This window comes from Eubacterium sp. An11 (assembly GCF_002161065.1).
Classification (GTDB): Bacteria; Bacillota; Clostridia; order Lachnospirales; family Lachnospiraceae; genus Anaerobutyricum; species Anaerobutyricum faecale.
In genome coordinates this window covers 249,187-262,641 of record NZ_NFLV01000002.1, presented here as the reverse complement: position 1 = coordinate 262,641, position 13,455 = coordinate 249,187, and the positions used below count along the sequence as shown (strand labels likewise).

11 protein-coding genes are annotated in these 13,455 nt (G+C 46.7%); 9 read left to right on the top strand and 2 right to left on the bottom strand.

Features of this window, described 5'->3' with window-relative positions:
- Nucleotides 1-59 precede the first annotated feature (59 nt).
- Nucleotides 60-1,394 (bottom strand): NADP-specific glutamate dehydrogenase, encoded by a 1,335-nt coding sequence (gene gdhA / locus B5E53_RS03195; protein ID WP_087312586.1) that lies wholly within the window; start codon nt 1,392-1,394, stop codon nt 60-62.
- Between the two features lie 430 nt (nt 1,395-1,824).
- Between gdhA and B5E53_RS03190 the strand changes: the two genes are divergently transcribed.
- From B5E53_RS03190 to B5E53_RS03180, 3 genes are read left to right on the top strand one after another with little or no spacing between them, the layout of a single operon-like run.
- Entirely contained in the window at nt 1,825-2,772 is a 948-nt protein-coding gene (locus B5E53_RS03190) for an ABC transporter ATP-binding protein (protein ID WP_087312585.1), read from the top strand.
- 2 nt (nt 2,773-2,774) lie between these two features.
- The gene (locus B5E53_RS03185; protein WP_087312584.1) at nt 2,775-3,641 is read left to right on the top strand and encodes an ABC transporter permease subunit; all 867 of its coding nucleotides are present in this window, start codon (nt 2,775-2,777) and stop codon (nt 3,639-3,641) included.
- A gap of 11 nt (nt 3,642-3,652) precedes the next feature.
- The gene (locus tag B5E53_RS03180; protein WP_162611769.1) at nt 3,653-5,293 is read left to right on the top strand and encodes a GldG family protein; all 1,641 of its coding nucleotides are present in this window, start codon (nt 3,653-3,655) and stop codon (nt 5,291-5,293) included.
- Nucleotides 5,294-5,424: 131 nt separating this feature from the next.
- Here B5E53_RS03180 and B5E53_RS03175 read toward each other — a convergent pair whose 3' ends face one another.
- Entirely contained in the window at nt 5,425-6,243 is an 819-nt protein-coding gene (locus B5E53_RS03175; RefSeq protein WP_087312582.1) for a histidinol-phosphatase HisJ family protein, read from the bottom strand.
- Nucleotides 6,244-6,489: 246 nt separating this feature from the next.
- Between B5E53_RS03175 and gap the strand changes: the two genes are divergently transcribed.
- The 6 genes from gap (at nt 6,490) to B5E53_RS03145 (ending at nt 13,389) form a co-directional block, all read left to right on the top strand.
- On the top strand, nt 6,490-7,506 hold the full coding sequence (gene gap, locus B5E53_RS03170; protein ID WP_087312581.1) for a type I glyceraldehyde-3-phosphate dehydrogenase: 1,017 nt from the start codon (nt 6,490-6,492) through the stop codon (nt 7,504-7,506).
- A 95-nt stretch (nt 7,507-7,601) separates the two neighbouring features.
- On the top strand, nt 7,602-8,792 hold the full coding sequence (locus tag B5E53_RS19640; protein WP_087312580.1) for a phosphoglycerate kinase: 1,191 nt from the start codon (nt 7,602-7,604) through the stop codon (nt 8,790-8,792).
- Between the two features lie 33 nt (nt 8,793-8,825).
- Nucleotides 8,826-9,578 (top strand): triose-phosphate isomerase, encoded by a 753-nt coding sequence (tpiA, locus tag B5E53_RS19635; RefSeq protein ID WP_087312579.1) that lies wholly within the window; start codon nt 8,826-8,828, stop codon nt 9,576-9,578.
- A 150-nt stretch (nt 9,579-9,728) separates the two neighbouring features.
- Nucleotides 9,729-11,273, top strand: a complete 1,545-nt coding sequence (gene gpmI / locus B5E53_RS03155) for a 2,3-bisphosphoglycerate-independent phosphoglycerate mutase (RefSeq protein ID WP_087312578.1) — start codon at nt 9,729-9,731, stop codon at nt 11,271-11,273.
- Nucleotides 11,274-11,542: 269 nt separating this feature from the next.
- A complete protein-coding gene (locus B5E53_RS03150) occupies nt 11,543-12,412 on the top strand; it encodes a methionyl aminopeptidase (RefSeq protein WP_087312577.1) in 870 nt (289 codons plus the stop codon).
- 50 nt (nt 12,413-12,462) lie between these two features.
- Nucleotides 12,463-13,389: an exonuclease domain-containing protein gene (locus tag B5E53_RS03145; RefSeq protein WP_087312576.1), complete on the top strand. Its 927-nt coding sequence runs from the start codon at nt 12,463-12,465 to the stop codon at nt 13,387-13,389.
- The last annotated feature ends 66 nt before the right edge of the window (nt 13,390-13,455 follow it).

Below are 13,455 nucleotides of genomic sequence, written 5' to 3'. Positions count from 1 at the left end.
ATATAGTACCTTGCCGAATTTGGCAAGTATTTTTTTGAAATACAAAATGTATGCAGTGATTAGCAGACACCCTGTGCAAGCATAGCGTTTAAGACTTTTTCGAAACCGGCAAGGTTTGCACCGGATACGTAGTCGCCTTCTACATTGTAACGTTTTGCTGCGTCAGAAATGTTGTGGTAGATGTTAGCCATGATGCCCTGTAATCTTCCGTCAACATCTTCGAAAGTCCAGCTTAATCTCTCGCTGTTCTGGGACATTTCCAGAGCGGATACAGCTACGCCGCCGGCGTTGGAAGCTTTTCCAGGGATGAAGTATACGCCGTGATCCTGCAGGTATTTGGTTGCTTCCATGGTAGTAGGCATGTTAGCGCCCTCTGCAACTGCGATACATCCGTTGGCTACCAGCTGTTCTGCGTCCTCTGTGAATAATTCGTTCTGAGTAGCGCAAGGTAAAGCAACGTCACATTTAATCTGCCATACGCCGCGACCTTCATGGTACTCGCTGTTTGGACGATATTTCTTGTATTCTGTCAGACGGGCACGGTTCACTTCTTTGATCTCTTTTAATGCGTCAACGTCGATACCTTCCGGATCGTATACCCAGCCTGTGGAATCAGAACAGGTAACAACTTTTGCGCCTAACTGATGTGCTTTTTCGATGGCGTAGATAGCAACGTTTCCGGCACCGGATACGCAGACTGTCTTGCCTTTTAAGTCTGAACCGTGGTCTTTTAATAATTCTTCAACAATGTATACAACACCGTAACCTGTAGCTTCGGTTCTTGCAAGAGATCCGCCGTAGGTAAGACCTTTACCTGTCAGCACGCCTTCGTAGCGTGTGGTCAGTCTCTTGTACTGTCCGAATAAGTAACCGATCTCTCTTCCGCCTACACCGATATCACCGGCTGGTACGTCGCAGTTAGGTCCGATGTGTTTGTAAAGCTCTGTCATAAAGCTCTGGCAGAATGCCATAACTTCACGGTCGGATTTGCCCTTCGGGTCGAAATCAGAACCACCTTTGCCGCCGCCGATTGGAAGACCGGTCAGGGAGTTCTTGAAGATCTGCTCAAAGCCCAGGAACTTGATGATACCCTGGTTTACGGAAGGGTGGAAACGTAAACCTCCCTTGTAAGGTCCGATGGCGCTGTTGAACTGAACGCGGATACCCATGTTCACCTGTACATTTCCTTTATCGTCAACCCAAGGAACGCGGAACTTGATCATTCTTTCCGGTTCTGTCAGTCTTTCAAGAATGGCTTCTTTTTTGTATAATTCTTCGTTGGCTTCGATCATCGGACGGATGGATTCGAAAACCTCTGTGACAGCCTGATGAAACTCCGGCTCACTTGGATTCTTCTCGATTACTTTTGCGAGTACGTCATCAACGTAAGACATAATTAATCCTCCTTAAATGCATAATTGCTTGTTCTGTTTTCTTCAACGTCCCTTATTATACTATATTGTTTTCGACTTATCAATAAAAAACCATGGGAAAAACAACATTTTTTTTAATAAAACCTTCATAAATGGGTGAAAAACCTCATTTTTTTAAGGAAAAGGCACGTAAAATGACTTTTCGGGAAGTGGAAACTTCATAATTGAAAATAATGCCCGGAAAAACAGTTTCTTAACGAAAAGAGCAGATCGAGTTAATTTTATAAAAATAATTGAAGAAAAAATTAATATTATTAAGAGAGAAGAAAGGAAATCGTGAAAAAAATGTGAACAGTGCACAATGTTCACAGAATTATCTTAAATATTGCATAGTATGTACGAAGCAATATACCGCGGCTTTGCTGCCGCGAAAAAATAATGGAGGCAGATTATGATTGAAGTAACAAATCTGGTGAAAGATTACGGGAATCATCATGCTGTAAAGGGAATCAGCTTTACAGTGGGAGAAGGACAGATTGTCGGGCTTCTCGGGCCCAACGGCGCGGGTAAATCCACGACCATGAATATCATGACCGGATATATTTCCGCCACGTCCGGAAACGTAAAAATTGGAGAATATGATATGCTGGAGCAGCCCCTTAAGGCCAAAAAGCTCATTGGGTATCTGCCGGAGATGCCGCCGCTTTATGAGGAGATGACGGTCAGCGAATATCTGGACTTTGTATGCAGTCTGAAAGGAATCCGGAAAAAGAAGGAAAGAAAAGAAGCAGTTGCCGAGGTGGAAGAGGCAGTCAGAATCACCGATGTGAAAGGGCGTCTCATTAAAAATCTGTCCAAAGGATATAAACAGCGGGTGGGACTTGCCCAGGCACTGATCGGCAATCCTCCGCTTTTGATTCTTGACGAGCCGACGGTGGGACTTGATCCCAATCAGATCATCGAGATTCGTTCGCTGATCAAAAAACTCGGGGAAAAACATACCATCATTCTGAGCTCTCATATTTTGTCAGAGGTAAACGCCATCTGCGATTACGTGCTGATCATCGATCAGGGACATCTGGTTGCGGAAGATACGCCGGAGCATCTGGCGGAACATTTCGCAGATAAGAACCGGATTCTCCTCTCTGTCAAAGGAGAGAAAGATCGGATCGAGGAAGCGCTGGAAGAATCCGAATACATCGCTTCTTATGAAGTGACCGGAGAAAATGAAGGAGTGCTTGATGTGACGGCGGAGACCACCGGAAAAGAAGATATCCGGGACGCTCTGTTTTTTGAATTTGCAGATAAGAAGCTGCCGATCGTAAAAATGGAGATGGAGACGTTAAGCCTGGAAGATGTATTCCTGAAATTGACCGGCAAGGAAGGAGAGGAAGAATAATCATGAGAGCAATATATATAAAAGAAATGAAATCCTATTTTCATTCATTATCCGCCTACCTGTTTCTGGCGCTGTTTCTCGCCATTTCCGGCGTATATTTTTCTGTAATCTGTATGTCGTACGGGTATACGGATTACGCGGCTAATATCTATTCAAGTATCACTATAATCTTTATTATTATCGTGCCGATCCTCACCATGCGACTCATGGCGGAGGAGAGGAAACAGAAGACAGATCAGCTCCTGCTCACCTCGCCGGTGCGGGTGACGGGGATTGTTGTCGGAAAATATCTGGCAGTTCTCACCCTGCTGCTTGGCGCGGTGATCATTACATTTATACAGGCAGGAATACTGAGCATGTACGGAGATGTCAACTGGAAGACGGTGCTGACCGGCGGCCTTGGATATTTTCTGGTGGGAGCCTGTCTTCTCGCCATCGGTCTGTTCATCTCGTCCATCACGGAAAGCCAGATGATCGCGGCGGGTATTTCTTTTGGTGTGGTGCTTCTTTGCATGCTGCTCCCGAATCTTTCGGATATTGTGCCGGGAAGAGCCAGATATACTTATATTGTCTGCGCGGCAGCGATCATTCTTTTGGCGTGGTTCTTTTTCGAGCAGACGAAAAGCTGGAAGGCAGGGGTGATCACAGCGGTGATCGGCGCTGCGGTACTGGGACTTTTTGCCTGGCTACGTCCGGGCCTGTTCGACAATGGTCTGTCCAAGATCATCGACTGGTTTTCTGTCATGGACCGGTTCAATGATTTTTGCTCCGGTATTTTAAATGCCTCTTCAGTCATTTATTACCTGTCCTTTATCGCAGTGTTCATCTTCCTGTCGATACAGACCATTGAGAAACGCAGATGGAATTAGGAGGAGCAGTCATGAGTAAAAAATTTTGGAAAAGAAATAAAGATTTAGAAAATAGTATCTCGGAAGATACCATCCGGGAAGAGGGAAAGATCTCCGGGGAGGAAAAGGCCAGTGAGGAAAATGCCCATGGAGCTGAGGAAGAAGCCGCCGGAGGAACGTCCGGGGATGACGGGAAAAAATCCGGACGCCGGCAGTTCTTTAAAAACCGGCATTTTAAGAAAGGTCTGTTCTCCGCAGTGGCCGTGGTGCTGGTGCTCATCATCGCCGTGGCTGCCAACGCTCTGATCACCTGGAAAGATTTCAGTGTGGATGTGACGTCCAATCAGCTTTATACCCTGTCAGACCAGACAAAGAGTATCGTAAAGGCGCTTGATCAGGAGGTCACCTTCTATGTCATTAATTCCGAATCCGATGTAAACGGCGCTTATGAACAGATTTTTAATGAATATAAAAAGCTGTCGTCCAATATCAAGATAGAATACCGGGATCCGGATCTGTATCCGAATTTTACAGAAGAGTACGTGGATGATCCGGAAAGTGTCAGCGCGGACAGTGTGATCGTGGTGTGCGGGGATAAGAGCCGGTACATTTCATCGGATGATTTTATCTCCTACAGCTACAGCAGCGGATATTCCTATTCTGCGGATTCTCTGCAGGTGGAACAGCTGTTGACGGAAGCGATCAATTATGTGACCTCTGACGAAACTCCGGTGGTTTATACTTTGAGCGGCCACTCAGAAAAAGATCTGTCTTCCGATGTGATCAGCAGTTTTGAGGGAGACAATTATGCCGTGGAGACGCTGAGTCTCTTGTCCGCGGGAGCTGTGCCGGATGACTGCGATATTCTCCTGATCAACGGGCCTCAGACAGACATCACCGAAGATGAGAAAGCGCAGATTGAAACCTACATGGCAAACGGCGGTAAAATGTATGTATTCCTGGATGCCAGCGTGGATGATCTTCCACAGCTGTATTCTCTGCTGGAAGAGTACGATGTCGGCGTGGAACCAGGCGTTGTGGTGGAGACAGACAGCACCATGTACACCCAGTATCCGATCTATCTGCTTCCGGAAATCGAGAGTTCTGACGTGACCCAGGCGCAGTATGACAGTAATGTTTATATTCTTGCGCCAAGTGCCAAAGGACTGGTTGACCTGAGCGCCGGGGAGACTGACGAAGATACCACGGCGGCTGAAGAAAGTACAGACGGTTCCGAAGATACGGACGGAGAAGAAAACACGTATACAGTGACTTCCCTCCTTTCCACCAGTGACGGCGCGTACTCCAAGGTGGATACCGACAGTTCCACCATTGAAAAGGAAGACGGCGATATCGACGGCCCGTTCTCCATTGCCATGGCGGTTTCTGATGATAAGGGTGGCAGACTGATCGTTGCGGGCTGCAGCAATATGCTGGAAAGTTCCATTGATTATGCGGTCGGCGGTGCCAACACAGACTTTGTGTTAAACGGCATTAATTATCTGAGCCAGCAGGAGAGCAAGATTTCCATCCGTGCCAAAGATTTATCCGCCGACACAGCCATTGTTCCGGCGTTCAGCCAGAAAGTAACGCTGATCGGCTGTGTATTTGTACTGCCGGTACTGCTGCTGGCAGCGGGCATCGTAATGGTTGTGCGCAGACGCAGACTGTAAATAAATATTGGAAATGAGCACAGGCGGTCCTTGATCCGGAATGGCATGTGTTCCCAAACCCCGGTATCGGAAAAACGATGCCGGGGTTTTGCCGGTGTGATCGTGGTGATCGCACACATGTGCCGGAAGGGTTAGTCTATCGGGATCAGTTCCGGTTTCTGATCTCTGTAAAGGGCGTAATATTGAAAGCCGGCTTCTGCCAGAATATCCGGCAGCCGGTCAAAGGCGTAGGCCATATCCTCCGGGCGGTGGGCGTCGCTGCCGATGGTGATCAGTTCGCCGCCAAGGGCGCGGTAGCGTTTCAGAATGTCCATATGAGGATTCGGCCACGGAAGTCCCTTTTTCAGGCCGGCGGTGTTGACCTCCAGAGCTTTGCCGCTGCTGATGAGAAGTTTGAGAATCTCATCGAGAACATCGGCGTATTCTTCGTAGTGAAATTCCGGGCGCGGTTCAGGGATATAGCGGCAGATATAATCCAGATGACCGGCTGTCTGAAAATACGGATATACTTTCAGGTTGTCCAGAATGCTCTCGAAATACCGGCGGACGCCTTCTTCCGGCGTGTGGGTTTCGAAAAACATTTTTTCATATGGATCCACGCCGTCCACCAGGTGGCAGGAATTGATGATGAAATCATAGCGTCCTCCGATTTTGCTGTAAAAATTGATGAGGGCAGGACCGGAGTGTTTTTGTACGCCCAGTTCAATGCCGTGGAGCAGTTCGATCTGCGATGCATATTTTTCTTTCATTTGGAGAAACATGTTGTGGTAGGCATCGAAATCCAGCTGAAAATCCAGCCCGTCGTCCGTCACAGGAAAGTCATGATCGTAGTGTTCTGTAAAACAGAGGGTGCGGAGACCGAGGGAAATTCCCTGTAAAATCATATCTTCCATAGAGGCCTCGGAATCCGATGAGAAAAAACTGTGCAAATGTGTGTCGCTAATCAGCATTGGGATGCTCCTTTCATGGATATTATTTATGAATAATTTGTGTTTTACCAGTTGCTATATAATAATAGCATAAAATCGGGGATAATATTTTTCTTTTTTTTATGCAAAATTCTACTTGAAAAATCACCATAAATTAGGTAAAATAGTTAAAGGTTTGACATAGTGAGCCAAATCTTTTATGGGATGTGGACAAGAGGTTCATGTACCCGAAGCTTTAACAATTCTAAAAACTTAGGAGGAATTATCATGGCAGTAAAAGTAGCAATTAACGGTTTTGGTCGTATTGGTCGTCTTGCTTTCAGACAGATGTTTGGAGCAGAAGGCTACGAAGTAGTAGCTATCAATGACTTAACAAGTCCTGAAATGTTAGCTCATCTGTTAAAATACGATTCTTCTCAGGGAAGATACGCATTATGCGACAAGGTTTCCTACGGTGAAGACTCTATCACAGTTGACGGAAAAGAAATCAAGATCTACAAATACCCGGATGCAAATGATTGCCCATGGGGAGAGATCGGTGTTGACGTAGTTCTGGAGTGCTCCGGATTCTACACAAGCAAAGCAAAAGCTCAGGCTCATATCAATGCCGGCGCTAAGAAAGTTGTTATTTCCGCACCAGCAGGAAATGATCTTCCTACAATCGTTTACAACACAAACCACGAGACACTGAAAGCTGACGATACTATCATTTCCGCAGCTTCCTGTACAACAAACTGTCTTGCACCTATGGCAGACGCATTAAATAAATACGCTCCTATCCAGAGCGGTATCATGGTAACAATCCACGCTTACACAGGCGACCAGATGACTCTGGACGGACCGCAGAGAAAAGGCGATAAGAGACGTTCCCGTGCAGCAGCAGTGAACATCGTTCCTAACAGCACAGGCGCTGCAAAAGCAATCGGACTGGTTATCCCTGAATTAAACGGTAAATTAATCGGTTCCGCTCAGCGTGTTCCTACTCCTACAGGTTCCACAACAATCCTGACAGCAGTAGTAAAAGGCAAAGACATCACTGTTGACGGTATCAACGCAGCTATGAAAGCAGCAGCAAACGAATCCTTCGGTTACAACGAAGACGAGATCGTTTCTTCCGATATCGTTGGAATGACATATGGTTCCTTATTCGATGCTACTCAGACAATGGTTTGCCAGATTTCTGATGACTTATACGAAGTACAGGTTGTTTCATGGTATGACAATGAGAACAGCTACACATCTCAGATGGTTCGTACAATCAAATACTTCGCTGAATTAGCATAATTTTAAGACGATCATAATTGAGTATATAAGATCCAGACATGGGTCCGGTCTGTTGGACCGGACCCTGTTTGTGTTATAGAGAGGAGATTACACCCATGCTGAATAAAAAATCAGTTGATGATATTAATGTAAAAGGTTTGAGAGTTCTGGTTCGCTGCGATTTCAACGTTCCGTTACAGGATGGAAAGATCACAGATGAGAACCGTCTTGTCGCTGCTCTGCCAACCATCAAAAAATTAATCGCAGACGGCGGAAAAGTAATCCTTTGCTCTCACCTGGGCAAACCGAAGGGAGAGCCGAAGCCGGAATTATCTCTGGCACCGGTTGTCGTACGTTTATCCGAGCTTCTGGGACAGGAAGTAAAATTTGCTGCTGATCCGGAAGTGGTAGGCCCGAACGCAAGAGCAGCTGTGGAAGCTATGAAAGATGGCGATGTTATCTTACTGGAGAACACCCGTTATCGTGCAGAGGAGACTAAAAATGAGGATAACTTCTCTAAGGAACTCGCTTCTCTCTGTGATGTTTTCGTAAATGATGCATTCGGAACTGCTCACAGAGCTCATTGCTCCAACGTAGGTGTGACCAAATATGTGAAAACAGCCGTAGTTGGTTATCTGATGCAGAAAGAAATCGATTTCCTCGGAAACGCAGTCAACAATCCAAAGAGACCTTTTGTTGCTATCTTAGGCGGAGCAAAAGTTTCCTCCAAGATTTCCGTTATCAACAACCTGCTTGATAAAGTAGATACTCTGATCATCGGCGGCGGCATGGCTTATACATTCGCGAAAGCACAGGGCAAAGAAGTTGGTAAATCCTTACTGGAAGCCGATTATCTTGATTACGCCAACGAGATGATCAAAAAAGCTGCAGACAAAGGTGTGAACTTATTACTGCCGGTTGACACCGTTGTTGCAAAAGAGTTCAGCAATGATGCACCAAGCCGTGTGGTAGAGGGAAGCATGGAAGCTGACGAGATGGGTATGGACATCGGACCTAAGACAAGAGAAATCTTCGCCAACGCAGTAAAAGATGCGAAGACCGTTGTATGGAACGGACCGATGGGCGTATTCGAGATGCCGAACTTTGCAGAAGGAACTATCGCAGTGGCTAAGGCTCTGGCTGATATTGATGCCATCACGATCATCGGCGGCGGAGATTCCGCAGCAGCTGTTAACCAGCTTGGTTTCGGTGACAAGATGACTCACATCTCCACAGGCGGCGGCGCTTCTCTGGAATTCCTGGAGGGTAAAGAGCTTCCTGGTGTTGCGGCAGCAAACGATAAATAATTGAAATATATTCAATAAGAAAAGAGGAAATATATCATGCGTAGAAAAATTATTGCCGGTAACTGGAAAATGAACAAAACTCCTAGCGAAGCAGTTGAGCTTGTCAATATGTTAAAACCGCTTTGCGCCAATGATGATGTTGACGTGGTATTCTGTGTACCAGCCATCGATATCATTCCAGCAGTGGAAGCTGCCAAAGATTCCAATATTGCAATCGGCGCAGAAAACATGTATTATGAAGAGAGCGGCGCATACACAGGCGAGATTTCCCCGGCTATGCTGGTGGATGCCGGAGTGAAATACGTAGTTCTCGGACATTCTGAGAGAAGAGAATACTTCGGAGAAACCAATCAGGATGTCAACAAAAAAGTGTTAAAAGCTTTTGAGCATGGCATTACTCCTATCATGTGCTGTGGCGAGTCTCTGGAGCAGAGAGAGCAGGGCGTTACTGTTGATTTTGTACGTCAGCAGGTAAAAGAAGGCTTCTACGGTGTGACAGCAGATCAGGCAAAAACAGCAGTGATCGCTTATGAGCCGATCTGGGCCATCGGTACAGGAAAGACAGCTACCACAGAACAGGCACAGGAAGTCTGCGCAGCAATCCGTGCATGCATCGCTGAGATTTACGATGATGCTACAGCAGCAGCAATCCGCATTCAGTATGGCGGAAGTGTGAACGGCAATACAGCACCTGAATTATTTGCACAGGCAGATATCGACGGCGGTCTGGTTGGCGGCGCTTCTCTGAAAGCTGACTTTGGAAAGATTGTAAATTACAACAAATAATCAATCTCGCGACAGCGGGGTTTGAGGTAAGGGGGTTGTTGCATGATACACGGGAGGAGGATTCCCGGATATTGGCGGCAGCCCCTATTCCATTGCCTGTACAAAAATGTACGCGCATAAACGATTTTGATTTTACAGGAGATTTGAATTATGAGTAAAAAACCGACAGTTTTAATGATTTTGGACGGCTTTGGATTAAACGATAATCCAAAAGCTAATGCGGTTTATGAGGCAAAGACCCCGAATATTGACCGTATCATGGCTGAATATCCTTTTGTAAAAGGAAATGCCAGCGGCCTGGCCGTTGGTCTTCCGGACGGACAGATGGGTAACTCAGAGGTAGGTCATTTGAATATGGGTGCCGGAAGAATCGTATATCAGGAACTTACAAGAATCACAAAGTCCATCGAGGACGGCGATTTCTTTGAGAATCCGGCCTTCCTGGAGGCAGTGGAGAACTGTAAGAAGAATAATTCCACTCTTCATCTTTACGGACTGCTTTCCGACGGTGGTGTGCACAGCCACAACACCCATCTTTATGGACTGCTGGAACTGGCCAAGAGACAGGGACTTACAGATGTATGTGTACATTGTTTCATGGACGGAAGAGATACTGCACCGACATCAGGAAAAGGTTTTGTGGAAGAACTGGTGGCAAAGATGGATGAGATCGGCGTTGGCCAGATCGCTACCATCGAAGGCCGTTATTATGTCATGGACAGAGATACCCGCTGGGAGCGTGTGGAGAAAGCTTATGCAGCGCTGGTATACGGAGAAGGCGTGAAAGCTGCAGATCCGGTACAGGCCATGGCAGATTCCTATGCTAATGATGTGACGGACGAGTTCGTGCTTCCGACAGTCATCGAAAAAGACGGCAAACCAGTGGGAACACTGAAAGAGAATGACTCTGTGATTTTCTTCAACTTCCGTCCGGACCGCGCGAGAGAGATCACCCGCGCCCTCTGTGATCCGGAATTTACCGGCTTCGAGAGAAGAAACGGTTATTTCCCGATGACTTATGTATGTTTCACAGAGTACGATGCTACCATTCCGAATACTATCGTCGCTTTCCATAAGGTAGAGATTACCAATACGTTCGGAGAGTTCCTGGCAGCCCACGGATTAAAACAGCTTCGTCTGGCAGAGACAGAGAAGTACGCCCATGTTACATTCTTCTTTAACGGCGGCGTTGAGGTTCCAAATGAAGGAGAGGAGAGAATCCTTGTGAAGTCTCCTTCTGTTGCCACATATGATCTGCAGCCGGAGATGAGCGCTCCGGAAGTAGGGGAGAAACTGGTGGACGCCATCCGTTCCGGCAAATATGATGTGATCATCATTAACTTTGCTAACCCGGATATGGTTGGACATACCGGTGTGGAAGCTGCAGCGATCAAGGCGGTGGAGACCGTGGATACCTGTGTGGGCAACGCAGTGAAAGCCATTGAAGATGTAGACGGACAGATGTTCATCTGCGCAGACCATGGTAACTGTGAACAGCTCATTGATTATGAGACAGGTGCTCCGCTTACTGCACATACCACCAATCCGGTGCCGTTCATTCTGGTAAATTATGATCCGGCGTATACGCTGCGGGAGGGCGGATGCCTGGCAGATATCGCTCCGACGCTCATTGAGATGATGGGAATGGAGCAGCCGGAAGAAATGACAGGCAAGTCTCTTCTTATTAAAAAATAAGAAGAGCCGGTAAAAAATAAAATAATCAGTGAATAATCATTGAAAGAATCCCGGACAGGGGGAGCTTAACGGGCGTCAGGGTCAGAAAACTGACGCTGTGAGGCTGTTTTCTCCTGATCCGGGATTTTTTGGAGATTTTTTCGGGTGTTTTTCCGGGTAACTTTTCCGGGAGAGAAAACAGAGGTTTTCTATTGGAACAAAAGGTGCTATAATGCAGAAGAATGCGGGCTGAAGGCCGGCAAACGATTGTAACCAGGAGGTAGGAGAAATTGAAACTTGGAAGAAATGATAAATGCTGGTGTGGCAGCGGTAAAAAGTATAAATCCTGTCATATGTCTTTTGATAACCGGATCAAAGATTTTCAGAATCGTGGATATGAAGTGCCGAATCATCAGATGATAAAGACACCGGAACAGATTGCGGGAATCCGGGAAGCAGGCAGGAGAAACACCATGGTGCTTGATTATATTACTCCTTTTGTGAAGGAAGGAGTCACCACGGAAGAACTGGACAGACGGATCGAAGAATTCACCCGGGAGATGGGATGCATTCCGGCCTGCCTTCATTATCAGGGCTATCCGAAAAGCGTCTGCATTTCTGTGGATGATGTGGTGTGCCATGGTATTCCCAGCGAGAATCAGGTGTTAAAGAGCGGAGATATCGTCAATGTGGACTGTACCACTATCTATAATGGATATTATGGCGATGCGTCCCGGATGTTCTGTATCGGGGATGTTCCGGAAGAGAAGAGAAAGCTTGTGCGGGTGACCAAAGAGTGTCTGGACCTGGCTCTTGCCGCTGTTCGTCCGTGGGGAACCATGGGAGATATGGGCTATGCCTGTAACAAACACGCCGTGGAAAACGGATATACCATCGTAAGGGAGATCGGAGGACATGGCTGCGGCGTACATTTCCATGAGGATCCGTGGATCAATCATATTGGTGTGCCGGATTCCGGGCTGCTGTTTGTGCCGGGAATGACCTTTACCATCGAGCCGATGGTCAATATGGGAGAACCGGACGTGTATCAGGACGAGGAAGACGGCTGGACGATCTATACTCAGGATGGAAAACCTTCTGCCCAGTGGGAATACACGATTTTAGTAACGGAGAACGGCACGGAGATTCTCTCTTATTAATTAAATTTTATTCAATAAAATAACGAAAAAGACAGAAAAGAGGTGATGGAGTGAATAACAGCAATACAAAAAAGAAGTTTTATTATGCTTTTTTTGATGCGGAATACACCTGTTTCATGGAAAATGACACGTTTTTTGACAAAGAACACAGCGGAGAGCTGCTGTCAGTGGGCATGGTTATCTGTGACAAGAGATTTAATCTGGTGCGCACCTATTATTCACCAATCCATCCGCTGTATAATACGAAGCTGACCGGTTACTGCAAAGAACTGACAGGACTGACACAGGAGGAGATCGATGGGGCGCCTTCCTATGAGGCGGTCTTTCAGGAATTGTACCTGCTGCTGCAGGAGTACCCGGTGAAGGAAATATTTACCTGGGGAAATGATGCGCATACTTTGCGCCATGATATTGAGAAGAACCATAAGTTTGTGGCCAGAAGATTTCGGAAAATTGCAGGATTGCTGCAGGATATCACCAAACGTCTCACAAGGCGGATTTACGGAAAAGGGATTACATTAAGTCTTTCCGATATGAAATACATCTGCGGAATGGAGCATCGCACCGCCCATAACGCTCTGGAAGACGCAAAGGACCTGTACCGCATCACCCGGTGCTGTCTTCAGGAGAAATACGATAAAGAACGGGCCTCTGATCTGGAGACCTATATCCATAACAGGGACATTTATCATCAGTATAAGAGATTTAAAAAACCGCCGGTATGGATAACCGGTGACAGCCGGATGGAAAACCGCCGGAAAGATGGCTGTGATGACAGCCCGGACGACGTTCGTCCGGAGGAGAGCGGGGATGCTCCGGAAAGAAAACTGAAAGAGATTTCCATGCAGTATATCGATGCTCTGAAGAAATGCTGCCGGAAGGATGACGGAACGATTCCGCCGGAAATCCTGGCGCTCTGCGACGATGTCCGCAGTATTCTCGGCATGGAAAGCCAGGATTGTCCAAAGCTGAAATGATTTTTTGAAGGAAATTATTTTTATTTATTCAAAAATGTCGTTCAAAAAGGACAATTTAGGGATGAA